At 67.1% G+C, this 26,053-nt stretch carries 18 protein-coding genes; 15 read left to right on the top strand and 3 right to left on the bottom strand.

Going from position 1 to position 26,053, the window contains the following annotated elements; genetic code table 11:
* Positions 1-107 precede the first annotated feature (107 nt).
* From OG976_RS12215 to OG976_RS12145, 15 genes are all read left to right on the top strand, one after another.
* Positions 108-1,121, top strand: a complete 1,014-nt coding sequence (locus OG976_RS12215; protein WP_442930463.1) for an alpha/beta hydrolase — start codon at positions 108-110, stop codon at positions 1,119-1,121.
* A 120-nt stretch (positions 1,122-1,241) separates the two neighbouring features.
* Positions 1,242-2,249, top strand: coding sequence for an esterase family protein (locus OG976_RS12210; RefSeq protein ID WP_328362414.1), 1,008 nt, complete (start codon positions 1,242-1,244; stop codon positions 2,247-2,249).
* A gap of 158 nt (positions 2,250-2,407) precedes the next feature.
* Entirely contained in the window at positions 2,408-3,298 is an 891-nt protein-coding gene (locus OG976_RS12205) for an alpha/beta hydrolase family protein (RefSeq protein WP_328362411.1), read from the top strand.
* 82 nt (positions 3,299-3,380) lie between these two features.
* Positions 3,381-3,896 carry a DUF732 domain-containing protein gene (locus OG976_RS12200; protein ID WP_328362408.1) on the top strand — a complete coding sequence of 172 codons (516 nt, stop codon included), beginning with the start codon at positions 3,381-3,383 and terminating at the stop codon, positions 3,894-3,896.
* 22 nt (positions 3,897-3,918) lie between these two features.
* Positions 3,919-4,938: a carboxylesterase Culp6 gene (gene culp6 / locus OG976_RS12195; protein ID WP_328362405.1), complete on the top strand. Its 1,020-nt coding sequence runs from the start codon at positions 3,919-3,921 to the stop codon at positions 4,936-4,938.
* Between the two features lie 230 nt (positions 4,939-5,168).
* Positions 5,169-7,061: a long-chain-fatty-acid--AMP ligase FadD32 gene (fadD32, locus tag OG976_RS12190; RefSeq protein ID WP_328362402.1), complete on the top strand. Its 1,893-nt coding sequence runs from the start codon at positions 5,169-5,171 to the stop codon at positions 7,059-7,061.
* 165 nt (positions 7,062-7,226) lie between these two features.
* On the top strand, positions 7,227-12,509 hold the full coding sequence (pks13, locus tag OG976_RS12185; protein ID WP_328363478.1) for a polyketide synthase Pks13: 5,283 nt from the start codon (positions 7,227-7,229) through the stop codon (positions 12,507-12,509).
* Complete coding sequence (locus OG976_RS12180; protein ID WP_328362399.1) at positions 12,506-14,053, top strand: acyl-CoA carboxylase subunit beta; 1,548 nt, start codon at positions 12,506-12,508, stop codon at positions 14,051-14,053. The genes pks13 and OG976_RS12180 overlap by 4 nt, the downstream gene beginning before the upstream one ends.
* Before the next feature lie 4 nt (positions 14,054-14,057).
* The gene (locus OG976_RS12175) at positions 14,058-14,612 is read left to right on the top strand and encodes a peroxiredoxin-like family protein (RefSeq protein WP_328362396.1); all 555 of its coding nucleotides are present in this window, start codon (positions 14,058-14,060) and stop codon (positions 14,610-14,612) included.
* A gap of 114 nt (positions 14,613-14,726) precedes the next feature.
* Positions 14,727-16,970, top strand: a complete 2,244-nt coding sequence (locus OG976_RS12170; RefSeq protein WP_328362393.1) for a molybdopterin oxidoreductase family protein — start codon at positions 14,727-14,729, stop codon at positions 16,968-16,970.
* Between the two features lie 90 nt (positions 16,971-17,060).
* Positions 17,061-17,819 carry an SCO6745 family protein gene (locus OG976_RS12165; protein ID WP_328362390.1) on the top strand — a complete coding sequence of 253 codons (759 nt, stop codon included), beginning with the start codon at positions 17,061-17,063 and terminating at the stop codon, positions 17,817-17,819.
* A gap of 236 nt (positions 17,820-18,055) precedes the next feature.
* The gene (locus OG976_RS12160) at positions 18,056-18,694 is read left to right on the top strand and encodes an MspA family porin (RefSeq protein ID WP_328362388.1); all 639 of its coding nucleotides are present in this window, start codon (positions 18,056-18,058) and stop codon (positions 18,692-18,694) included.
* Between the two features lie 34 nt (positions 18,695-18,728).
* Positions 18,729-19,121, top strand: a complete 393-nt coding sequence (locus tag OG976_RS12155) for a hypothetical protein (protein ID WP_328362385.1) — start codon at positions 18,729-18,731, stop codon at positions 19,119-19,121.
* Positions 19,118-19,537, top strand: coding sequence for an RDD family protein (locus OG976_RS12150; protein ID WP_328362382.1), 420 nt, complete (start codon positions 19,118-19,120; stop codon positions 19,535-19,537). The genes OG976_RS12155 and OG976_RS12150 overlap by 4 nt, the downstream gene beginning before the upstream one ends.
* A 13-nt stretch (positions 19,538-19,550) precedes the next feature.
* A complete protein-coding gene (locus tag OG976_RS12145) occupies positions 19,551-20,840 on the top strand; it encodes a serine/threonine-protein kinase (RefSeq protein ID WP_328362379.1) in 1,290 nt (429 codons plus the stop codon).
* Here OG976_RS12145 and OG976_RS12140 read toward each other — a convergent pair whose 3' ends face one another.
* From OG976_RS12140 to OG976_RS12130, 3 genes are all read right to left on the bottom strand, one after another.
* Positions 20,841-21,149 carry a hypothetical protein gene (locus OG976_RS12140; protein ID WP_328362376.1) on the bottom strand — a complete coding sequence of 103 codons (309 nt, stop codon included), beginning with the start codon at positions 21,147-21,149 and terminating at the stop codon, positions 20,841-20,843.
* Between the two features lie 144 nt (positions 21,150-21,293).
* Positions 21,294-22,793, bottom strand: coding sequence for an APC family permease (locus OG976_RS12135; RefSeq protein ID WP_328362373.1), 1,500 nt, complete (start codon positions 22,791-22,793; stop codon positions 21,294-21,296).
* Positions 22,794-22,841: 48 nt separating this feature from the next.
* The gene (locus OG976_RS12130) at positions 22,842-26,048 is read right to left on the bottom strand and encodes an arabinosyltransferase domain-containing protein (protein ID WP_328362370.1); all 3,207 of its coding nucleotides are present in this window, start codon (positions 26,046-26,048) and stop codon (positions 22,842-22,844) included.
* Positions 26,049-26,053 lie beyond the last annotated feature (5 nt).

The following is a 26,053-nucleotide window of genomic DNA, read 5'->3' as shown; positions in this document are numbered from 1 at the left end:
GCGGTCAGTTCGCGGCGATACACAGCGCAAGTGGGGAAACGCTTGCCCAGACCAATGTCGGCAGATAGCGGCAGACGCATGCCGTGGAACGGATAACAGAGCAACCGATGCTTCGTGCAGTGAGTGGGTCGGGCGTGCGCGCCCTGGGCCACCGACTGACCGCCACGGTGGCCACCGTCCTGATGATGTCGGGCATGGCAGCGATGGCAGGTTCCACACCCAGCGCCAAGGCGTTCTCCCGAGACGGTCTTCCGGTGGAGTACCTCGACGTGTACTCGGCCTCGATGGGCCGCAACGTCCGCGTCCAATTTCAGACCGGAGCCGCCGGGCCGGCGCCTGCCGCGCCGACCAAGGCCGTCTACCTGCTCGACGGCCTGCGTGCCCAGGACGACTACAGCGGCTGGGACATCAACACCCCGGCCTTCGAATGGTTCTACGGCTCGGGTGTCTCGGTGGTGATGCCCGTCGGCGGGCAGTCCAGCTTCTACTCCGACTGGTATTCGGCGTCGAGCTTCAACAGGCAGACCTATACCTACAAGTGGGAGACCTTCCTCACCCGCGAGCTGCCGGAGTGGCTGGCGGCCAACCGGCAGGTCTCCCGGACCGGCAACGGCGTCGTCGGCCTGTCGATGTCCGGCGGGGCCGCACTGATCCTGTCGGCGTATCACCCGCAGCAGTTCGTCTACGCCGCATCGCTGTCGGGTTTCCTCAACCCGTCCTCGGTGCTGATGCAGCAGGCCATCCGGGTGGCCATGCTCGACGCCGGCGGCTACAACGTCGACAACATGTGGGGTGCGCCCTGGGATCCGGCGTGGAAGCGCAACGCCCCGATCGCGCAGGCCGCCACCATCGCACGCAACGGCACCCGGCTGTGGATCTACTGCGCACCCGGCGGGCAGACCGACATCGATCAGGCCGCCGACCCGAGCCTGGCGTTGAGTGCCAACAGCCTGGAGTCCATGGCGATCAAGAGCAACAAGGATTTCCAGGCCGCCTACACCAGCGCCGGCGGCACCAATGCGACCTTCAGCTTCCCGCCGTCGGGCAATCATTCGTGGCCTTATTGGGGGGCTCAGTTGACCGCTCTGAAACCCGACCTGATCAGCACAATCAACCGATGAGAGCCAATCACGAGGAGATCTCTGAAGAGGAACGATCACATCAACTGTGGTTGACTACCAGGGCACTGCCGCGCGGATCGCATGCGGTGCGGCACACACAAAAAAGATGGGAATAGTTGTATGAAGTTCGTTGAGAAGTTGCGAGGCGCATGGCTGCGCCGGCTGACGGTCGCCGCCGCGGCTGCCGCCGTGCTGCCCGGCCTGATCGGCGTCGTCGGCGGCTCCGCAACGGCCGGAGCGTTCTCCAAGCCAGGCCTCCCGGTGGAATACCTGGATGTGCCGTCGGCCGGTATGGGCCGCGACATCCGCATCCAGTTCCAGAGCGGTGGCGCCAACTCACCGGCGGTCTACCTGCTCGACGGTCTGCGCGCCCAGGACGACTTCAACGGCTGGGACATCAACACCCCCGCCTTCGAGTGGTACTACGGCTCGGGCCTGTCGGTGATCATGCCCGTCGGTGGCCAGTCCAGCTTCTACAGCGACTGGTACAAGCCGGCGTGTGGCAAGGCCGGCTGCCAGACCTACAAGTGGGAGACCTTCCTGACCCAGGAGCTGCCGGCCTGGCTGGCGGCCAACAAGGCGGTCAAGCCGACCGGTAGTGCCGCCGTCGGTCTGTCGATGGCCGGTTCGGCCGCACTGACCCTGGCGATCTGGCATCCCGAGCAGTTCCCCTATGCCGCCGCGCTGTCGGGCTTCCTGAACCTGTCCGAGGGCTGGTGGCCGATGCTGGTCAACGTTTCGATGGGTGATGCCGGCGGTTTCAAGGCCAACGACATGTGGGGTCCGACCGAAGACCCGAACAGCGCCTGGAAGCGCAACGACCCGTTGGTCAACATCCAGAAGTTGATCGACAACAACACCCGCATCTGGATCTACTGCGGCGACGGTAAGCCGTCGGACCTGGATGCCGGCACCAGCACAGGCAACCTGTTCAATGCCAAGTTCCTGGAAGGGTTCACGTTGCGGACCAACAAGACGTTCCGTGACACCTACCTGGCTGACGGTGGCACCAACGGGGTCTTCAACTTCCCGGCCAACGGCACCCACCAGTGGAACTACTGGGGCCAGCAGCTCCAGCAGATGAAGCCGGACATCCAGCGCGTCCTCGGGGCCACCCCGACCGCCTGATCCGTCGGCATCGACATCCGCTCAACGGCGGCGCCCCGATTCGTTCGGGTCGCCGCCGTTGGCGTTCAGGGATCGATGCCCCGGCCACTGCCGCATGTGATTCACTACCTGCAGGTGGCCGGGGTCTTTTTATTGTGACGAGTCGACGTGAGGTGCCCATGAAGATGTTGTCGAGGTTGTTCGGCGGAGTGTGCGCGGCAGCCCTGGCTGTCGGTGTCTGGGGTGCGACGGCCCCGACGGGCCACGCCGCCGGCGTCGAGTACCTGATGGTTCCGTCCCCGGCGATGGGGCGCGACATCCCGGTGGCCTTCCAGGCCGGCGGTCCGCACGCCGTGGTTCTCCTCGACGCATTCAACGCCGGTGATCCCGTCAGCAACTGGGTGACCGCAGGCAATGCGATGAACACCCTCGCCGGTAAGGGCATCTCGGTGGTGGCCCCGGCCAGCGGCGCGTTCACTCTCTACACCAACTGGGAGCAGGACGGCACCCGGCAATGGGAGACCTTCCTGTCCGACGAACTGCCCAACTGGCTGGCGGCCAACAAGGGTCTGGCCCCCAGCGGGCACGCGATCGTCGGCGCCTCCCAAGGCGGCACCGGCGCCCTGATGGAGGCCACCTTCCATCCCGACCGCTACCGCTACGCCGGCTCGCTGTCGGGCTTCCCGAACCCGTCGAACACCTTCGTCAACGGTGCTCTCACGGCCGGCATGAACGAATTCGGCGGCGTCAACACCCAGGCGATGTGGGGTGCCGCCCAACTCGGCCGGTGGAAGTGGCACGACCCCGACGTGCACGCCCAGCTGCTGGTCGACAACAACACCCGGCTGTGGGTGTTCAGCCCGCAAACCACGTCGTGCTCCGACGTCCCGGCGATGCTGGGCTACTGCGACCAGGCCCAGGGCGGCAACCGCACGTTCTACGCGCACTACCGCGCGCTGGGCGGCCGCAACGGCCACTTCGACTTCCCGGTCGACGGTCAGCACGATTGGGGCAGCTGGTCGGCTCAACTGGCCGCCATGGCGAACGACGTTGCGGCAGCAATCAAATAGTGCACGTTCTGTGACCAACTGTTAGCCATCCGCAACCACTCGGCGATCCTGGGTGCATGTGTTCACCCGGTACCGTGGAGACGTGCAGCCCACGGATGCCCGGGTGACCGGCAACGCTGCCGGTGAGGCGACGGCGCCCACCGGTTCGTCGCGGCACGTCCTGGCCGTGGCCGGCCTGTTGGTACCGGCGGCCTGGCTGTTGATCGGCTGTAGCGCCGGGGAGGATCTGGTCACCACCGCCGCCCCGGCGGAACAGGTGCTGGGGCCGGTGCACGGGCAGGGCGCATCGTTGTCGCCCGACAACGAGATGCAGTCGGCCAAGCTCGACGTCACCCCGGTTCAGCGTTCCTTCCTGGACGCGTTGTCCGGCGCGGGTGTGCACCCCTCCAGCGAGTTGCAGGCGCTGTCCATCGGCTCCTCGGTGTGCCAGGCCCACGCGGCCGGCCAAAGTGACCAGGCGGTGTGGGACTACATCGCCCCGATGGTGCGCAGCGACGTCGCCGATGCCCCCTCGTCGTCAGCGCAGACGGCTTCCGACATCCAGGTGAACACGGCGACCGCGGATTACATCCGCATCGCCACCCAACGCCTCTGCTAGCAGGAAGACAGCTCCCCTCTCAATGGCTCGAAAAACCCGGACTAATGCCCGGCGCCGCCGGCACCGCATCCTCGGCCTGATCGCTGCGGGTGCGATGGCGATCGCGGTGGCACTGATCGTCGCGATCATCGTGATCGTGGTGCGTAAACCGGAGTCACCGCCGAGCGCGGTGCCACCCACGGCGGTCCCGCCGACCACGGCTCAGCCCGGCAAGAAGCCGCGCCCGGAGTTCCAGGACGCCAGTTGCCCGGACGTGCAGCTGATCGCCATCCCCGGCACGTGGGAGTCCTCGCCGACCGACGATCCGCTCAACCCGACGCAGTTCCCCATCGCGCTGCTGCGCAACGTGACCGGGCCGCTCACCGAGCAGTTCGGGCGTGACCGCGTCGAGGTGTACACCGTTCCCTACACCGCGCAGTTCCACAATCCGCTGTCGGCCGACAAGCAGATGTCGTACAACGACAGCCGCACCGAGGGAACCCGCGCCACGGTCAAGGCCATGACCGAGATGAACGAGCGTTGCCCGTTGACCTCGTATGTGATCGTCGGCTTCTCCCAGGGCGCGGTGATCGGTGGCGACCTGGCCAGCGACATCGGCAATGGCCGCGGCCCGGTCGACGAGGACCTGGTGCTGGGTGTGACGTTGATCGCCGACGGCCGCAGGCAGGACAACGTCGGTCAGGACATCGGCCCCAACCCGCCGGGGCAGGGCGCGGAGATCACGCTGCACGAGGTACCCGTGCTCTCGGCGATGGGGCTGACCATGAGCGGCGAACGCCCGGGCGGGTTCGGCGCGCTGAACAACCGGACCAACCAGATCTGCGCGCCGGGGGACCTGATCTGCGCCGCACCGGAGCAGGCGTTCAACATCACCAACCTGCCGGAGACCCTCGATGTCCTCGCCGGGGGCGCCGGGCAGCCGGTGCACGCGATGTACAACACGCCGCAGTTCTGGAACCTCGACGGCCAGACGGCGACGGCGTGGACACTGAATTGGGCGCGTGACGTCATCCAGAACGCTCCGGTACCGAAACACGGATGATGCGGTAACGACACCCGATCCGATTTGGCCGCCGCCGCTACTGCGCCTAACATTAAGAAGAAAATAAGAGCTACGGCGTCGGGGTATCCAGAATCTCGGTACAGCCGGGACTTAGATGTTCTCTGTACCATCTGTGAGGTTTGGGCCCCGCGACGCAGGGTGACCGGTGGCGCGACCTACGCGCGGCCGCCGAAGGACCCGACACAGAAGTGTTGTGACAGGAGAGTGGTATGCCGTTCCATAACCCGTTCATCAAGAACGGCCGCATCACCTTCCCTGAGGGCGCCAGTGTGGTCAAGCACGTCGAGCGCTGGGCCAAAGTCCGCGGCGACAAGCTCGCCTACCGTTTTCTCGACTTCTCCACCGAACGCGACGGCCTGGTTCGCGAGCTGCGCTGGGCCGAGTTCAGCACCCGTAACCGCGCCGTGGCCGCCCGGCTGCAGCAGGTGACCCAGCCCGGTGACCGAGTAGCCATCCTGTGCCCGCAGAACCTCGAGTACCTCATCGCCATGTTCGGCACGATGTACTCGGGTCGTATCGCGGTGCCGCTGTTCGACCCGTCCGAGCCCGGCCACGTCGGTCGTCTGCATGCGGTCCTCGATGACTGCGCGCCGTCGGCGATCCTGACCACCACCGATTCGGCCGAAGGTGTGCGCAAGTTCTTCCGCAGCCGCCCGGCCAAGGACCGGCCCCGCGTCATCGCGGTCGATGCCGTGCCCGACGAGGTCGGTGCGACGTGGGAGCACTACGACAGCATCGACGAGAGCACCGTCGCCTACCTGCAGTACACGTCGGGCTCGACCCGGATCCCCACCGGTGTCCAGATCACCCACCTGAACCTGGCCACCAACATCGTCCAGGTTATCGAGGCTCTCGAGGGTGAAGAGGGCGACCGTGGTGTCTCGTGGTTGCCGTTCTTCCACGACATGGGTCTGATCACCGCGTTGCTGTCACCGATGATCGGCCACTACTTCACCTTCATGACGCCCGCGGCGTTCGTTCGCCGCCCCGGCCGGTGGATTCGTGAGCTGGCCCGCAAGCCCGGCGACACCGGCGGCACCATCTCGGTGGCCCCGAACTTCGCGTTCGACCACGCCGCTGCGCGTGGCCTGCCCAAGGACGACGAGGAGCCGCTGGACCTGTCCAACGTCAAGGCGATCCTCAACGGCAGCGAGCCGATCTCGGCGGCCACCGTGCGCCGCTTCAACGATGCCTTCGGGCCGTTCGGCTTCCAGCCCAAGGCCATCAAGCCGTCCTACGGCCTGGCCGAGGCCACGCTGTTCGTGTCGACCACCCCGTCCTCGGAGGAGCCGACGATCATCTCGGTGGACCGCGACGAGCTGAACGCAGGGCGCTTCGTCGCCGTTCCGGACGACTCTCCCAAGGCCGTCGCCCAGGCCGGCGCGGGCAAGATCGGGGTCGACGAGTGGGCGGTGATCGTCGACAACGATTCGGCCACCGAACTTGTCGACGGCCAGATCGGCGAGATCTGGATCAGCGGCCAGAACATGGGCACCGGCTACTGGAACAAGCCCGAAGAGACCATTGCCACCTTCCAGAACATCCTCAAGTCGCGTACCAACCCGTCGCACGCCGACGGCGCGGCAGACGACGCAACGTGGGTGCGCACTGGTGACCTGGGCGCCTATCACGATGGCGAGCTCTACATCACCGGGCGCACCAAGGACCTGGTGATCATCGACGGCCGCAACCACTATCCGCAGGATCTGGAGTACTCCGCGCAGGAGGCCACCAAGGCGGTGCGCACCGGATTCGTCGCGGCGTTCTCGGTGCCGGCCAACCGGCTTCCCGACGAGGTGTTCGAGAACGCCCACGCGGGTCTCAAGCGCGATGCCGACGACACCTCCGAGCAGCTGGTGATCGTCGCAGAGCGAGCACCCGGCTCGCACAAGCTCGAGCTGGGGCCGGTCGTCGACGACATCCGCGCGGCGGTCGCCGTGCGGCACGGTGTCACGGTGCGTGACGTGCTGTTGACGCCGGCCGGCGCGATCCCGCGTACCTCCAGCGGCAAGATCGGCCGGCGCGCCTGCCGGTCGGCCTACCTGGACGGCAGCCTGCGCAGCGGGAAGGTCGCCAATGCCTTCCCGGACGAGACCGAATGACGACTGGAAGAAGTTCCTAAGTGGACGAAGGGGCGTACGGCACGAGACCGTGGTCGAACGCTCCCTCGTACGAGGTGAGGCCTGATGTCTGAATCAAACACGCCCCCAGAAGATTTCACGACGACTGACCCGGAGCCGGCAGCGGTAACCCCGGCCCGAACCGACATGACTGTGGCCGAGATGCGCGAGTGGCTGCGCAACTGGGTGGCCAATGCCACCGCACAGTCGCCGGATAAGATCGACGAGTCCACCGCGATGGTGGAGCTCGGACTGTCCTCGCGTGACGCGGTGGCGATGGCCTCCGACATCGAGGACCTCACCGGTGTCACGCTGACCGCCACGGTGGCCTTCCGTCACCCGACCATCGAAGCGCTGGCCACCGTCATCATCGAAGGCGAGCCGGAGGTCGAGTACAGCGACGACGAGCAGGACTGGGCCCGCACCGTCGACGAAGGTGTCGCCAACATCGCGATCGTCGGTCTGGCCACCCGTTTCCCGGGGGACATGAACACTCCCGACGAGATGTGGCAGGCGCTGCTCGAGGGCCGCGACGCGATCACCGATCTGCCGGACGGCCGCTGGGCCGAGTTCATGACCGAGCCCCGGCTGGCCGAGCGGATCGCCAAGGCCCGCACCCGCGGCGGCTACATCAAGGACCTCAAGGGTTTCGACGCCGAGTTCTTCGCGCTGTCGAAGATGGAAGCCGACAACATGGATCCGCAGCAGCGGATGGTGCTCGAACTCACCTGGGAGGCACTGGAATACGCCCGCATCCCCGCCTCCAGCCTGCGCGGGGAGAGTGTCGGCGTCTTCATCGGCAGCTCCACCAACGACTACAGCTACCTGGCCATGATGGATCCGCGTACCGCGCATCCCTACGCCATCACCGGTACGGCGAGCTCCATCATCGCCAACCGGGTGTCCTACTTCTATGACTTCCGCGGCCCGTCGGTCGCCGTCGACACCGCCTGCTCCAGCTCGCTGGTGGCCGTTCACCAGGGCATGCAGGCGTTGCGTGCCGGCGAGGCCGACGTCGTCGTCGCGGGTGGGGTCAACGCGCTGGTGACCCCGGCGGTGACGCTGGGCTTCGACGAGGTCGGTGGCGTGCTGGCCGCCGACGGCCGGATCAAGTCGTTCTCGGCCGACGCCGACGGCTACGCGCGGTCGGAGGGCGGCGGCGTCCTGGTGCTCAAGCGCCTCGCCGATGCCCGCCGCGACGGCGACGAGATCCTGGCGGTGATCGCCGGTGGTGCGATCAACCACGACGGGCGCTCCAACGGCCTGTTGGCACCGAACCCGGATGCGCAGGCCGAGGTCCTACGTAAGGCCTACAAAGACGCCGGTATCAACCCGCGCAGCGTCGACTACATCGAGGCACACGGCACCGGAACGATCCTCGGTGACCCGATCGAGGCCGACGCGCTGGGCCGTGTGATCGGCCGCGGCCGGCCCGCCGACGAGCCGGCGCTGCTGGGCGCGGTCAAGTCCAATGTCGGGCACCTGGAGTCGGCGGCCGGTGCGGCCAGCCTTGCCAAGGTGGCACTGTCGTTGAGCCGCAACAAGATTCCGGCGTCGATCAACTACGCGGGACCCAACCCGTACATCGACTTCGACGGCGTGCACCTCAAGGTGGCCGAGACCGCGACCGACTGGCCCCGCTACAGCGGCCATGCGATCGCCGGTGTGTCGGGCTTCGGCTTCGGCGGTGCCAACGCGCACCTGGTGCTGCGCGAGGTGCTGCCGTCGGATCTCGTCGAGCCCGAGCCGGTTTCCGAACCGGTGGAGGACAAGTCTGCCTCCGATGCGGACGCGGTCTATGTCGGCGGTGTGCTCGTCGAGGATGACGAGGACGACTTCGTCGGGGGCTACGACTATGAGTCCGCGGAGTACGGAACCGAAGGCTCCGAACCCGAACTGCCAGGCCTCACCGAGGAGGCGCTCGAGCTCATCGAGGCCGCCCGCGCAGAGTGGGAGGCCCGCGACGACAAGCCGGTTCCTGTTGTCCCCATTGTCATTTCGGGCTTCCTGACCTCCCGTAAGCGGGCCGCTGCGGCTGACTTGGCGGACTGGATCGACAGCGCCGAAGGCCGGGACTCGTCGCTGGAGTCCATCGGCCGTGCGCTGTCGCGGCGCAACCACGGCCGCTCGCGGGCCGTCGTGATGGCCCACGACCACGACGAGGCCGTCAAGGGTCTGCGTGCGATCGCCGACGGCAAGCAGAGCCCGTTGGTGTACAGCGCCGACGGCCCGGTCACCAACGGACCGGTGTGGGTGCTGGCCGGATTCGGTGCGCAGCACCGCAAGATGGGTAAAGAGCTGTATCTGCGCGACGACGTGTTCGCCGAGTGGATCAACAAGGTCGACGCGCTGATCCAGGACGAGCGGGGCTACTCGATCGTCGAGTTGATCCTCGACGACGCCATCGACTACACCAACGACACCTGCGAATACCCGATCGAGGTCGTCCAGACGGTCATCTTCGCCCTCCAGATCGCGCTGGGTGAACTGCTGCGCCACCACGGCGCCACACCCGGTGCGCTGGTGGGACAGTCGCTCGGTGAAGCCGCCGCGGCGTACTTCGCCGGCGGGCTGTCGCTGGCCGACGCCACCCGCACCATCTGCTCGCGTGCGCACCTCATGGGTGAGGGCGAGGCAATGCTGTTCGGTGAGTACATCCGGCTGATGGCGCTGGTGGAGTACTCCGCCGACGAGGTCAAGACGGTGTTCTCGGACTACCCCGACCTGGAGGTGTGCGTCTACGCCGCACCGACCCAGACCGTCATCGGCGGTCCGCCGGACCAGATCGACGCCATCGTCGCCCGCGCCGAAGCCGAGGGCAAGTTCGCGCGCAAGCTACAGACCAAGGGCGCCAGCCACACTCAGCAGATGGATCCGCTGCTCGGTGAGCTTTCGGCCGAGATCACCGGGATCGAGCCGCATCCGCTGCGGATCCCGTACTACTCGACGGTGCACGAGGGCAGCTTGATCCGCGCCGGCGGTGAGCCGATCCACGACGTCGAGTACTGGAAGAAGGGTCTGCGCCACAGCGTCTACTTCACCCAGGGCATCCGCAACGCCGTCGACAACGGGCACACCACGTTCCTGGAGTTGGCGCCGAATCCGGTGGCGCTCATGCAGGTTGGCTTGACCACCGCGTCGGCTGGGCTGCATGACGCGCAGCTCATCGCGACCCTGGCCCGCAAGCAGGACGAAGTCGAGTCGATGATCGCGGCGATGGCGCAGCTCTATGCGTACGGCCACGACCTGGACATCCGGACTCTGTTCGGGCCAGGCGAGTTCGCCGCCGTCCCGCCGACCCGGTTCAAGCGCAAGGACCATTGGCTCAACGCGCAGTTCTCGGCCGACGGCTCGACGATGATCCCCGGCACCCACGTGGCAACCCCCGACGGCAAGCATGTCTGGGAGTTCGCGGGCCAGGGCCAGACGGATCTGGCCGCGTTGGTGAAAGCCGCTGCGGTACAGGTGCTTCCGGATGCGACGTTGACCGCCTCGGAGCAGCGCGCGGTGCCTGGTGACGGCGCCCGGCTGGTGACCACGTTGACCCGCCACCCCGGCGGCGCGTCGGTGCAGGTGCATGCGCGTATCGATGAGTCGTTCACGCTGGTGTACGACGCGATCGTCGCCCGCTCCGGTGCTGTGTCGGCACTGCCGGCGGCAGTGGCCACCGGAGTCGCGGTGAGCGAGCCCGCCGCAGCAGCACCCGAAGATGACGCTCGATCTGATGTCGCCGCCGGAGCGGCTCCGGCCATCCTGACCGACAATCTCGCTGCCGGCGCCGGTGTCGCTGCGTCGCTGGGCAAGTGGTCCCCGGATTCCGGTGAGACGGTGCATGACCGGCTGTCGACGATCGTGGGCAGCGCCATGGGGTATGAGCCCGAGGACCTCCCGTGGGAGGTGCCGCTGATCGAGCTGGGCTTGGACTCACTGATGGCGGTGCGGATCAAGAACCGGGTCGAGTATGACTTCGATATGCCGCCGATCCAGTTGACCGCGGTCCGGGACGCCAACCTCTACGCCGTCGAGAAGCTCATCGAATACGCGATCGAGCACCGCGACGAGGTCGACCAGCTGGCCGAGGCGCAGAAGGGCAAGACGGCCGAGGAGATCGCTGCCGCCCAAGCCGAGCTGCTGGGCGGGGCGACCACGGTCGCCGAACTCGAGGCCAAGCTCGCCGAGGCCGGCCATCCGCTGGCTGACGAGTCGGAGCCTGCCGCGGTTCCGCCGCCGCCGACCAACCCGGCCGGGCCGAACATCCCGCCGCCGCCGACAGATCCGTCGGGCCCGGGTAAATCTGCCGCTGCGGCGGCTGCCAAGGTCCTCACCCAGGAGGCCGTAACCGAGGCGCTGGGCGCCGACGTCCCGCCGCGCGAGGCCGCCGAGCGGGTGACCTTCGCGACGTGGGCCATCGTCACCGGCAAGTCGCCGGGCGGCATCTTCAACGAGTTGCCTGCCGTCGACGACGACACCGCCACCAAGATCGCCGCACGGCTCTCGGAACGGGCCGAGGGCACCATCGCCGTCGAGGACGTCAAGAAGGCCAGAACCATCGAGGAGTTGGCCACCACGGTGCGCGGGTTCCTCGAGGCTGGTGAGCTCGAGGGCTTCGTGCGCACGCTGCGCGCGCCGAAAGAGGGCTCCACCCACGTTCCGGTGTTCGTGTTCCACCCGGCCGGCGGGTCGACCGTCGTCTACGAACCCCTGCTCAAGCGTCTGCCGCCGGAGACCCCGGTCTACGGACTCGAGCGTGTCGAGGGCTCCATCGAGGAACGGGCCGCCGAGTATGTGCCCAAGCTGATGGAGTTGGGCGGCAAGGGCCCGTACATCCTGGCCGGCTGGTCGCTGGGTGGCGCGCTGGCCTACGCCTGCGCGGTCGGTCTCAAGCGCAACGGTTGTGACGTCCGCTTCGTGGGGCTCATCGACACGGTGCGCGCCGGCGAGGAGGTGCCGCAGACCAAGGAGGAGATCCGGGCCCGCTGGGACCGCTACGCGCTGTTCGCCCAGCGGACGTTCAACGTCGAGATTCCGGAGATTCCCTACGAGCAGCTCGAGCAGCTCGACGACGACGGTCAGGTGCGCTTCGTGCTCGACGCCGTCAAGGACGCCGGGGTCGACATCCCGGGCGGCATCATCGAGCACCAGCGGACGTCGTATCTGGACAACCGGGCACTCGACACCGCCAACATCGAGCAGTACGACGGTCACGTCACGCTGTACATGGCCGATCGCTACCACGATGACGCGATCATGTTCGAGCCGCGCTACGGAATTCGCCAGCCCGATGGCGGCTGGGGTGAGTTCGTCTCCGAGCTCGAAGTCGTTCCGATCGGGGGCGAGCACATCCAGGCGATCGACGAGCCGTACATTGCGAAGGTGGGCGCCCACATGAGCGCGGCGATCAACCGCATTGATGCTGAGGAGAACCAGTGACCGCCAGCACAACTGCCGAGAAGCTGGCCGAACTCCGCGCGAAGCTGGAGCTGGCCAAGGAGCCCGGCGGGGAGGCGGCCGCCAAGCGCGACAAGCGCGGCATCCCCAGCGCCCGTGCCCGCATCCACTCGTTGCTCGACCCGGGTAGCTTCCTGGAGATCGGTGCACTGGCCCGTACCCCGGGTGACCCGAACGCGCTCTTCGGCGACGGCGTGGTCACCGGCCACGGCACCATCAACGGCCGCCCGGTGGGCGTCTTCTCCCACGATCAGACCGTCTTCGGCGGTTCGGTGGGCGAGATGTTCGGCCGCAAGGTGGCCAAGCTGATGGAGTGGGTCGCCATGGTCGGCTGCCCGATCATCGGCATCAACGACTCCGGCGGCGCCCGCATCCAGGACGCCGTCACCTCGCTGGCCTGGTACGCCGAACTCGGCCGCCGCCATGAACTGCTGTCCGGTGTGGTGCCGCAGATCTCGATCATCCTGGGCAAGTGCGCGGGCGGCGCGGTGTACTCGCCGATCCAGACCGACCTGATTGTCGCGGTGCGTGACCAGGGCTACATGTTCGTCACCGGACCCGACGTCATCAAGGACGTCACCGGCGAGGAGGTCACCCTCGACGAACTCGGTGGTGCGGACTACCAGGCCCGGTACGGCAACATCCACCAGGTCGTCGACTCCGAGAAGGACGCCTTCACTTACGTTCGCGATTTCTTGGAGTTCCTGCCGCCCAACATGTTCGATGACGCCCCGGTGGTCAATCCTGGCCTGGAGCCCGAGATCACCCCGCACGACCTGGAACTGGACAGTCTGGTTCCCGATGCGGACAACACCGCTTACGACATGCACGAGATTCTGATCCGGATCTTCGACGATGGGGACTTCCTCGATGTGGCGGCCCAGGCCGGCCAGGCGATGATCACCGGTTTCGCCCGCGTGGACGGACGCCCGGTCGGTGTGGTGGCCAACCAGCCGATGTACATGTCGGGTGCGATCGACAACGAGGCTTCCGACAAGGCGGCGCGGTTCGTCCGGTTCTGCGACTCCTTCAACCTCCCGCTGGTCTTTGTCGTCGACACCCCGGGCTTCCTGCCCGGCGTGGAGCAGGAGAAGAACGGCATCATCAAACGCGGCGGCCGCTTCCTCTACGCCGTCGTCGAGGCCATGGTGCCGAAGGTGACGCTGACTATCCGCAAGTCCTACGGCGGCGCATACGCGGTAATGGGCTCCAAGCAACTCACCGCGGATCTCAACTTCGCGTGGCCTACCGCCCGGATTGCGGTGATCGGCGCCGACGGTGCTGCCCAGCTGCTGGTCAAGCGGTTCCCGGACCCCAAGGCTCCCGAGGTGCAGAAGATTCGCGCCGACTTCGTCGAGGGCTACAACCTCAACATCGCGATCCCCTACATTGCCGCCGAGCGTGGATTCATCGATGCGGTGATCGAGCCGCACCAGACCCGGCTACTGCTGCGTCAGACACTGAAGTTGTTGCGCGACAAGCAGGTCACTCGCGTGCTGCGTAAGCACGGCCTGATCCCGATCTAATCAGATGACCAGGCTGGCGGCCGGTGACGTGGTCGAACCCGTTGCACTCACCGCACTGGACGGATCGGTCATCGCCGTGCCGGGACCGGGACGGGTGCACCTGCAGTTCCGCCGGTTCGCCGGCTGCCCGATCTGCAGCCTGCACCTGCGTGGCTTCGCCGGCCGGCACGCCGAGATCGCGGCCGCCGGTATCACCGAGGTGGCGTTCTTCCACTCGTCCGCCGAGCACCTGCGTGGTTATCAGGCCGACCTGCCCTTCGCCGTCGTCGCCGACCTCGACCGGGGGTACTACCGCAGCTTCGGGGTGGAGAAGGGTGTGCGGTCACTGGCCAACCCGCGGGCGCTGGCCGCGGCTTTCCGCGGCGGCCGGCAGTGGATGGCGCATCGCGGCGACCCGGACTGGGCCGGTGTGGGGGACAACGACGGGACGACGCATCTCGGGCTGCCTGCCGACTTCCTGATCGACACCGACGGCACCCTGCTCGCCGTGCACTACGGCAGCCACGCCGACGACCAGTGGTCGGTCGATCAGCTGCTGGAAATTAGCCGGACCAGCTAGTTTCCGGCTATCCACAGAACTTACTCACACCTGTGTAATTCGAAGTAACTTAGCGCCGGTGTCATTTTTGACGAAACAACAGTCCCGTCGGGGCCCCCGAACTACCGTGACGAGGTGACCACCGAGCCGCTCGCCACCACCGGCCGGGACGGCCGCCACCTCTACACCTGCCCGCTATGTGAAGCCATGTGCGGCTTGGAAATTCAGGTCGAAAGCGGCCGCGTGGCCAGTATCCGGGGCAACCCCGACGACGTGTGGAGCCGCGGGCACCTGTGCCCCAAGGGCACCTCGCTGGGCGCCATTCATCACGACCCGGACCGCATCCGGGCACCGATGATCAAGGTCGACGGTCAGTGGCATGAGGTCAGCTGGGACGAGGCGTTCCGGCGCTGCACCGAACTGCTGGCTCCGGTGATCGCCGAGCACGGTATCGGGGCGGTCACCTGTTATACCGGCAACCCGCTGGCGCACTCATTCTCGCTGGGCCGCTATACCGGCGTGCTGCTGGGCATGTCCGGCATCCCGGTCAGCTACTCGCCGGGCACGGTCGATCAGTGGCCCAAGAACCTGTCCTCGCACCTGATGTACGGCAACTGGTGGGGCTTCCCGGTGCCCGATATCGAGCGCACCGACCTGTTGGTGATCATGGGTGCCAACCCGGCGGCATCGCAGGGTTCGCTGCTGGCCGCACCCGATGTCATGGGCATCATCTCCGGTATCGACACCGTGATCGTCATCGACCCGGTGCGCACCCCCACCGCGGCCAAGGCCGACGAATGGCTGCCCATCACCCCGGGCACCGACGCCGCCCTGCTGCTTGCGGTCGTGCAGACCCTGTTCGCCGAGAACCTGGTGAACCTCGGCCGGCTCGGTGACCACATCGACGGCGTCGACACCCTGCGCGAGGCGGCAGCGGACTGGACGCCCGAGCGGGTGGCCCCGGTCACCGGCATCGACGCCGACCGCATCAAACAGCTGACCCGCCAACTGGCGGAGACGGAACGAGCCGTCGTCTACGGCCGAATCGGCTTGTGCAATCAGGAGTTCGGCAGCCTGGCCAGCTGGCTCGTCGACGTTGTCAACATCCTCACCGGACACTTCGACACCCCGGGCGGTGCGATGTTCCCGCGCCCGGCGGTCTGGACTGTCACCGCCCAGCCGCAGCCCGGGATGGAAGGCGGACTGCCCGAGTTCGGTCGCTGGAAGACCCGGGTGCGCGGCGCCAAGGAGGTGCTCGGCCAGGTGCCGGTGTCGTGTCTGGCCGAGGAGATCGAGACCCCGGGTGAGGGCCAGATCAAGGCGCTGATCACCGTCGCCGGAAACCCGGTGCTGTCCACCCCGGGTGGGCACCGTCTCGCCGAACTGCTGCCGCAACTCGACGCGATGATCGCCGTCGACCTGTGGCTCAACGAAACCACCAGCCACGCCGACGTCATCCTGCCGGGGCTGTCGCCGTTGGAGCAGCCGCACCACGACGACCTGATCCTGGCGTTCGCGATCGGGAGCATCTCCAACTACTCCGCGCCGGTGTTCAACCCCGAGGACCCGGATCGGCCGCAGGAGTGGGAGATCCTGGTCCGCCTGACCGGGCTGTGTGCGGGAACGCCTGCCGAGGACGTCGATGTCGCCGCCATCGACGACGGCTTCTTCGACTACCTCTGCTTCACGCAGGGTCTCGACGGTGCCGAGATCCGCAGCCACTATCGCAGCGGCGGGCCCGACCGCATCCTGGACCTCACGCTTCGCACCGGGCCGTTCGGTGACCGCTACGGCCAGAACCCGGGCGGTCTGTCGCTCGACCTGCTCAAAGCTCACCCGAATGGCATCCACTTCGGCCCGATGGTGGCCCAGGTGCCCGACATCCTCAACACCACCGACAAGAAGATCCGGTTGGCCCCGCAGTATCTGCTCGACGACCTGCCCCGGCTGGCGGGCCGGCTGGAGCGTGAGCCCGAGGAACTGGTGTTGGTCAGCCGTCGGCACCTGCGCTCGAATAACTCGTGGCTGCACAATGTTTCGGCGTTGATGAAGGGTCGCGACCGGTGCACGCTGCTGATGCACCCGGCGGACGCGACCCGTCGCGGGGTGGCCGACGGCGACACCGTCAGCGTCGCCTCCTCGGCGGGCCGCATCGAGGTTGCCGTCGAGGTGACCGATGCCATCAAGCCGGGGGTTGTCTCCATGCCGCACGGCTGGGGTCACGGTCAGCCGGGAACCCGGCTGTCGGTGGCCAACGGCTCACCCGGGGTGAACACCAACATCCTTTCTCCGCCAACATTTCTCGACGAGCCCTCGGGTAACGGCGCGCTCAACGGCATCCCGGTCACGGTGGCCGTCGCGTCAGGCCAGTTGCCGTGAACTGGCTTCGAGTGTGGGCCTAAAGTGCGAATTCGCGACGAAATGTGTACATAGCCCACACGATCGAGGCATGACACGAGGAGATCAATCATGAGCACGGTCGATATGGACGCCGTCCGCAGCGCAGGCGCCGCCATCGGCGAGGCCGTGAGCATCTTCATGCTCAGCCCGGAAACGATGGAAAAGAGCCTGGCCGCCGGTTACCCGGACCCGTTCGCCGCGTACTTCGCCGGCCGCGGCGGGGTACTGGGCCGGGCCACCGGCACCACCATCAACGCCGTGTTCGCCGTCTTCGAGCCGACCGTGGCCCGAACCTGCTGGGAGGCCGGCGTCGCCGTGCACGACGCGCCTGAGAGCGCGCGGCTGTACTGGGAGCAGGCCGCAGACTTCGGCCGCGCTCATCTGGCCGGAGCCGAGGGCCTGGACCAGATCGCCGAGTTGGGCGAGAAGGTGATCGCCGCCGCGCCGGAGCCGGGCCTGCCGCTCTACGCCGGTTGGCGCGCCATGCCGCTCGCGGACGACTCCGCGGCACGGGCGTTCCAGGTGATGTTTGTGCTGCGCGAACTGCGGGCCGCCGTGCACTTCAACGCGCTGACGATCTCCGGGATCAGCCCGGTCGAGGCGCACCTGCTCAACAAGGGCCCCGAGTACGCCGCGTTCATGGGGTGGCAGCCGCCCTACGTGGAGGTCGATCCGGCCAAGAAGGGCCGCTATACCGAGGTTGAGGAGCTGACCAACCGCCGGATCGCCGAGATCATCGGAGCCGTGCTGAGCCCCGCGGAGACCGAGGACTTGGCGCGGCTCAGTATTGCTGCGCTCGCCAGGCTCAAGGCACCCACGGAAAGCTAGATCGAATCGCCGCGATTCTGGGCGTCGACGACGGCGTCAGAATTTTTTCAACGGTGTGATTGTGGTTGCGCAGATAACAAAGCTGCAGTTGGGGCGCAGTCATGCCGGTAGCTGTCGTGGCGACGCGCCACGACGCGCACCGGGAAGGGGTGTGGCGAACTTATTGCTCGTGTGACACCCTCCGGGTACGAATTCCACAGTCAACTGCCAGGAATCGCTCGACGCTAAGGGAGAACATGAGGGTTATCGGTCGGCTGCTGGTAGCGATGATCGCCGCTGTCGCGGCATTGTTCGTGGGTACGGGTACCTCGAACGCGGGTCTGGACAATCAGCTGAGCTTGGTCGACGGCGGTGGCCGTACGTTGACGATTCAGCAGTGGGACACCTTCCTCGACGGTGTGTTCCCCCTGGACCGCAACCGGCTGACCCGTGAGTGGTTCCACTCCGGCAAGGCGGTCTACAGCGTGGTCGGCGACGGTGCCGACGACTTCGCGGGCACCTTGGAGCTGGGCTACCAGGTCGGCTTCCCGTGGTCACTCGGTGTGGGTATCAACTTCAGCTACACCACCCCCAACATCCTGCTCGACGACGTGGACCTGTCCCCGACGGGTTTCAACCCGCTGGGCTCGGTCATCACCCCGAACCTGTTTCCGGGTGTGTCGATCAGCGCTGACCTGGGCAACGGCCCCGGTATCCAGGAAGTCGCCACCTTCTCGGTGGACGTCGAGGGCCCCAACGGCTCGGTGGCCGTGGCGAATGCCCACGGCACCGTCACCGGTGCGGCCGGCGGCGTGCTGCTGCGCCCCTTCGCCCGCCTGATCTCCAAGGCCGGTGACAGCGTCACCACCTACGGCGAACCCTGGAACATGAACTGATCCGACGGATCGGGAGCGTGACTACGATTCCGGGGTGCCCTGGGAACACCTGCCGCTGATCGGGGGGTGGCTTCGCACCACTCGTGTCGAAGCCACCCGGGTCACTGTCGCGGCCGCGACCAAGATCACCGAGTTGGTGCTCGACCAGATCGATCTGACGGCGCTGGTCCGCGAGCGCGTCGATATTGATGCCATCGTGGCCGATGTCGACATCGACGCCATCATCGCCAGAATTGATCTGATCGGGCTGGCCGACCAGATCATCGACGGGGTCGATCTGCCCACGATCATCCGGGAGTCCACCGGGACCGTCACCGCCGAAGTGATGACCGACGTCCGCACCCAAACCGCCCGTGCCGACGACGTCGTCTCCGGTTTCGTCGACCGGATGCTCGGCCGCAACCAGGACCCCCAGGACCTTCAGTGACCAATGCCGGCATCGTGTCGCGTGGCCTGGCGGCCCTGGTCGACATGCTGGTCGTCATCGGGACCATGGGGCTGCTATATCTCGGGCTGGTGCTGACCACGCTGATCGTCAGCCCGACCGCGTTCCGGTTCCCGGCGCCGAACGTGATCTTCTCGACCGCGGTGACGTTCGCGGTGTCGGTGTTGTATCTGACCGCGTGCTGGACGCTGTCCGGGCGGACCGTGGGTGCGGTGCTGCTGGGGGTGCGGGTGATCGGGCGGCGCTCGGAGCGCATGCCGTTGGCGGTTGCCGTGCTGCGTGCCCTCGGGTGTGTGCTGTTCCCCATCGGGCTGCTGTGGGTCGCCGTCGACAAAAAGCGACGTTCCGTGCAGGACGTCATACTGGGCAGCCGTGTCGTCTACGACCGTCCCGCGTGACTAGGATTCCCCAATGCCGTTAGCGGACGGCCAGGTCGTTGCTGGTTACACCATTGTTCGGACCTTGGGTGCCGGAGGAATGGGTGAGGTCTACCTCGTCCAGCATCCGCGACTGCCACGACACGATGCGCTGAAGGTGCTCGGGTCGGCGGTCAGCCGTGACGAGGAGTACCGGCAGCGGTTCAACCTGGAAGCAGACATGGTCGCCACCCTGTCGCATCCGCACATCGTGACGATCTACGACCGCGGCGAGTTCGAGGACAAGCTGTGGATCGCGATGGAGTTCATCGACGGCACCGATGCCTCGCATCTGCTCGCCGATCGCTACCCGTACGGGATGCCGCCCGACGACGTCGTGCGGATCGTCACCGCGGTGGCCGAGGCGCTCGACTACGCGCACAGTCGTGGGCTGCTGCACCGCGACATCAAGCCGGCCAACATCCTGCTGGGCCGTCCCGACTCCGGTGACCGGCGTGTCGCACTGGCCGACTTCGGTATCGCCCGCTGGATGGGGCAGGCCAGCAATCTCACCGGAACCAATATGACGGTCGGGACGGTGGCCTACGCCGCCCCCGAGCAACTCAAGGGCGAGGAGATCGACGGTCACGCCGACCAGTACGCCCTGGCCGCCACCGCGTATCACCTGCTGACCGGAATGCCGCCGTTTCAGCACACTAACCCGGCCATCGTCATCAGCCAGCATCTCAGTTCGGATCCCCCGGCGATCGGCGCCACACGTCCGGAACTCGCCGGGCTGGGCCCGGTGTTCGCCAAGGCGCTGGCCAAGAAAGCCGACGCCCGGTATGCGCGCTGCGTGGACTTCGCGGGTGATCTCAGGCGCGGTCTTGGTGCTGCCGAGTTCGAGTCAGGTGCGGTCCATGTGACAGCCCTGTCGGCGACGGCGGGCCGGCCGAAGAAGGTCGTGGGTTCCCGCGCCCGGCACGCCAAACCGGAGTCGGTCCGGTCCCGTCGGCGGTTGTTGATTCCTGCGGTCTTGGGTGCGGTGATCGTCTTCGCCGGTGCGGCCGCCGGGGTCAGCCTGCTGTTCGGTCACCGCGGCGTGCACACCACGGCGACCACTCAGTCACCCGCGGCGGCACCGCCCCCGCCACCGGCCGTCTCGAGCCGAATGGATCTGCCGATCGTGGTGATCGGCGCCAATTGCGCGGTGATGGGGGCGGCGGCCGTCAGTGAGACGGGTGCGGCTGCCTACTGCGCGCACGCCGAACCGGGTGCGCCGAACACGGTGTGGTCGCTGCAACCTGAGCAGCTGCTCCGCGATCGGCAGTCACCGGCCGGGTGATTACAGGCCGATCCACTGGCCGAGGAACCAGAAGCCCCAGCCGTGGCCATTGCCTGCGGGCATCGGCTGTACCCACTGCCCGTTGTAGTTGAACGGCTGATGATCCTGGCGAGCCTGATTGATGCCCGGTCCGCCCGGCCCGCCAGGTCCGCCCGGTCCGCCCGGACCCTGTTGGCAGGCAGCCGGATTCGGCCCGCCACAGGGCTGGCCGGGGTCTGCACTGGCGGTGCCGACGCCCAGCCCGAACAGGCCGGCTGCACCGATAGCGGTCGCCGCGGTCGCGGTGGACACCATGCGCTTGAGATTCATCGCTTACTCCGATTAAGTCGGTTGTGTTTGCGATCTCAACGGTATGGATGACCGATTGGCGCGAGCTGTGTCGAGGTTAGGCCCACACTGGGCATTGGGTAACAGGTCGAAAACGGTCCGCAGACAACGTATCTGACGCCTGCGTCAGGTTCGCTCGGTGGGCAGTGTCTCGCCGCGGAAGAAGGCCGGCGCCTTGATGTTCCACAGGATCATCAGCACCACCCCGAATGCCAGGCTGAGTACGCCGACGACGAACACCGTGCCGATACCGGCGACCGAGCCGCCGGAGCCGTACTCGGGGTCGACCATGTGATAGGCCTCGGTGATGCCCACCGGGATGAGGATCAGGGCCCCGATACCCGGCAGGATGACCTGCTCCAGCGCGGTCTTCACCGACCGAAATGCGGTGCGCCAGAAGTACACCACCGAGGACACCGCGACCACCGAGTAGTAGGTCATGATGGCGATGCCGACGCTGTAGACCGAATCCTCCACGATGGATTCGCTGACCAGGGTGAGGCCCCCGTAGATCGCCAGACTGGTCAGGCCGATCACCCAGGTGGCGAACTTCGGCGTCTGGCTCACCTCGTCGACCGAGGCGAACCGGTTCGGCAGCGCTTTGTACGTGGCCATCGACAGCACCCCGCGGGCGGTCGGCATCACCGTGGACATCGTGGCCGAGAACGCCGAGATGCCGACGATCAGCGCGGCGATCACCGCGCCCCGGGTGCCGATGGCCTGACCGGCCAGCGTGGTGAAGACGTCGTCGATGTTGGTGGGATTGGTCAGGCTGGTCGGGCTGGTTTCGTCGATACCTGCGAAAGCCAGTGCGGCGACGCTGAATACGACGTAGGTGACGACGGTGATGATGATGGCCGTCACGCCGCTGCGGCCGGCCTGCTCGGGGGTGCCGGTGGTCTCCTCGGACATCGCCAGTGAGGCGTCGAAGCCCCAGAAGATGAAAATGGCGACCAGGAATCCGCCCAGCAGCGCCCCGGGGCTCTCGATGGCGAAGGGGTTGAACCACTCGAGGGAGAACGCCTCGGCGGTCGGGCTCTGGTGGCCACGGAACGCGGCGATCACCATGATGCCCGCGAACACGGCCAGCCCGCCGTACTGCACGATGGTCAGGATCAGCGTGGTCCGCGACGACTCCTCGGCGCCGCGCGCCACCAGCCAGGTAGTCGTCAGAATGAACACCGCGGCCACCAGCACGTTGAACCAGGACGGCGGATCGTCGAGGCCGAGCACGACTGCGGTGGCATTGACCAGAATTCCCGCCGCACCGACGCCGGCGAGAATGCTGGAGAGCACCAGCGCATAGCCGCCGATCCAGCCGATGTGTGGCGCGATCGCCTTGGATCCCCAGGTGAACACGGTGCCCGCGTCCGGGGCAGCGTCGGTGAGGTGCTTGTAGGCCACGGCGACGAAGTACATCGGGATGACCGCGATGATGAACACGATCGGCAGCTGGTAGCCCGACTCCGCCGCCCCGTGACCCAGCGCCCCGGTCAGCGAGTAGGCCGGTGCGGTGGCAGCCAGGCCGATCGCCACCGCGCCGACCAAGGACACCGAGCCCTTCTTGAGGCCTTTGGAGCGCAGGCCGTGCATCAAGGGGTCGATGATCGCCGCGTCGTCAGCCATCCTGGGATTCTGTCACCGCGGCGGGCCGTGGGCGTGGCTACGCCTTGATTACGCCTTGATTCGGATGCGTCCCGGCTTCCACAGCCCGCTGCGGGTAGCGGTGCCCAGATCGATCTGGGCCGGCTCGGCGTCGACGATCGTCGCGAACTTACGCAGCGAGCCCCAGTCGCGGCCCCAGTCGTGGGACAGGTAGGTGGCCATCACGTTCTGGCGCAGTAACAGGTCGCTGATGCCGAGCAGACCGCCGTTGCGGCCGTCCTCCCAGGTGTCGGTGTCCTGCTTCTTGGCGGTGTAGTCCGGTGTGATGCGGAACTTCGGCACCTCGGTGACACCGTTGGCGTGCAGCATCGGCTGCTGGCAGGGGAAGGCCAGGCCTACCGCCCAGTCCATCAACACTGGCTGTGTGGAGCCGACGTACTCCTGCACCGAGCGTAACTCCGGAACCCGCGGCGGCGTCACGGCGATCCAATCGCCCTGCGAGAGCGAGCGGTCCTGGGCCACGATCCGCACCGCGGTGGCGTCCGACGGCATCTCCGAGCGGGCGAATCTCAGGTTGCGCCATGACGGTGCGGGCCCGAGGTCGTAGGGGGCCACCCGGCCGGCCGGCACCGGCGCGCCGTCGGGGCCGAGCCTGCCGTACTCCAGCTCCACGAGCTGTCCGTCGGTCAGACCGTTGAGGACGCTGCGCCCGGCGATGGTGCCCGCGGCGGTGACGACCACCAGCGGATGACCGCTGTCGTTGGGCGGCAACGTGTACCAGGCCGAGTTCAGCGTCGCTTCCTGCTGCGGGCCGGCGGCATAGCTGCCTGCCAGTGCCACGCGGGCCGGATCGAGGCCGTACGGTAGCGGCACGGTCGAGCCGTTGACTCCCGGGGTGGCCAGCTTGATCGACTGGTCCCAGTCGTAGTCGGTGCCGGGCTGCGGGTTGGTCATCCGAATCGACTCGGCGACAATGTGTTCCGGCACCCCGCTGGGGGTGAATCCGACGGGCTTGGTGCCGCCCAGCGGCCCCAGCGGACCGTAATCACCGGGCAGCGGACTGAGGAAGCCCGCATTGGGGTCGGGCTCCACGAGAACGTCGTCGGCCAGACCGCAGCCGCCGGAGAACGACCGCAGGTTCGCCCACGCGTTGGAGTAGGTCGGGTACTGGCGCACGATTCCCGCCGTCATCGAGCCCACGAACACCAGCACCATCAGTCCGGCCGCCAATGGGATCGGCGCCGCGGTGGCGGCCCGCGCCAGCCGGCCCTCGCCGTGGTCGCGGGAGTTGAAGTGCAGCCAGACGGTGTAGAGCGCGGAGACCACGAAGAGGAAGAAAAAGATTGTGCTGACGGTGATTCCGGCGATCCGCGGCATCGCGTTGTTGAACGGCACACCGTAACTCGACACGTACCACCAGCCGTTGGTGGTCGCGAAGCACAGTGCCAGCACGAAGAGCACCGCGGTGACGACGGTCATCCGGTTGCGCGACCAGCGCAGCACCTTCGGCGAGACCAGCACGGTGGCCAGCGCGGCCATCGCCGCACCCACGGCGGCGAACAAGCCGAAGTGATGCACCCACTTGGTCGGGGTGAACATCAGGAAGAACATCGTCGCGAAGATGACACCCATCAGCCGCCAGGCCGGTCCGCGGGCCACGCCGGGAACTCGCTTGCGGCGCAACATCACGAACATCGAGATGAACAGCGACAGCGCGGTGATCAGGAAACCGAACCGGCGCGACAGCGAGCCGTCGACGGTCGGCAGGATCAGGTAGTAGTAGCGCAGGTTCTCGGTGTACCAGGCCTGGCTGGGCCCGATGTCGGTGCGAATCCTGGTCGCCTCCAGCACCGTTGCCAGGGTCTGGTCGGCGAAGACGACGACCAGCACGATCGTGCCCGCCGCCAGCAGTGGCGCGATGAGCGGCCAGGTGCCCACGATGGCGCGGCGGCGCACCAGGATTCGCAGAATCGGGCGGCCACCGGCGATGAGCGCTGCCACGGCGATCAGCCCGGTGGGCTGGATGCCGAGGGTGAAGGCGGCGCTGATGATTGCCAGCGCGAACGGGGTCAGCCGGCCGGAGATGATCGCGCGTTCGATGAGCACGTAGGTGATCAGGGCGCCGGTGGCGATCTGACCTTCGGGGCGAAGACCGTTGTTGAACGGCATCCACGCCGCCATCAACACCAGGCCCGCGGCCCACAGTGCGGGTCTGCTGCCTTCGACGGCGGGACCCAAGCGGGGCAACACTTCCCGCGACAGCAGCAGCCAGCACAGCAGCGCGCAGAACAGGTCCGGCAGGCGCATCCAGATGCTGGCGTCGGACACGTGCGTCATCAGGGCCAGCACGTTGTAGAACCAGCCGAACGGGTCCTCGGGACTGCCGAACCAGCGGAAGTAGTTCGACATGTAGCCGGCGTGGTCGGCCACCCGGGCCATACCGAGGATGTAGCCGTCGTCCGAGGAGTTCGCACCGATGACGTGCCACACCAGGAACCCGGTCACCACGGTGGCGTCGACGGCGGTGAATGTGCGCCAGCGCTGGGGAATCCACGAGTGCATGCGGTGGCCGTCGAGCCGGTCCAGCCGCCACAGTGCGCTCAGCGCGACCGCCGTGGCGGCGATCGCCAGCAGCATCGCGGCCAGCTTCAGCGCTGTCGGCTTGGTGGAGAACCGGGTGTCGATGGTGGCCGAGAACGTCAGGCCCGGGGGAGCGGGCCCGGTCAGGTCGGTGAACACCCCGACGATCGCGGGCCGCAGGTTCGGGTCGGGGAACCCGCTGCGCATCTCCTTGCCCGTGGTCGGATCGGTCAGCCCGACAAAGGTCGCGAACGTGCCAGCTTCGTCCGAGCTGATCTCGATCCGGGAGCAGCCAGCGATCTTCGACCGCGGCACGCTGGCGATCACCACGTTGCGGTCGGTGATGTCGACCCGCTGCGCGGTGACGTTGACGAACAGCGAATTCAGCGCTGCCTCTTTGCCTTTCTTCGGTGCGAGACCCAGCACCAAACCGCCCTGGGCAGGCATGGATCCGATGACGTCGCACGGAATCGTGGCGGTCAGCGACACCGGCGCCTGAGAGATCAGCGGCGAGGTGACATTGCCGAACTGTCCGCCTTGCGGCCAATTCAGCGTGGCGGTGGTCTGCACCACCGGCAGCAGCGGCGTCAGCACCGCCAGCACGAAGCCCACCAAGCCGGAGATCGTCGCCACCCAGCGGGTGACCTTCACATCGTGGGCCGCGTCGCGGGCGTTGGCGGCGAGAGTCTGTGTCATGGCGC

Source organism: Mycobacterium sp. NBC_00419 (genome assembly GCF_036023875.1).
Lineage (GTDB): Bacteria > Actinomycetota > Actinomycetes > Mycobacteriales > Mycobacteriaceae > Mycobacterium.
The sequence above is the reverse complement of the archived record's forward strand: the minus strand, read 5'-3'. Positions and strand labels throughout refer to the sequence as shown.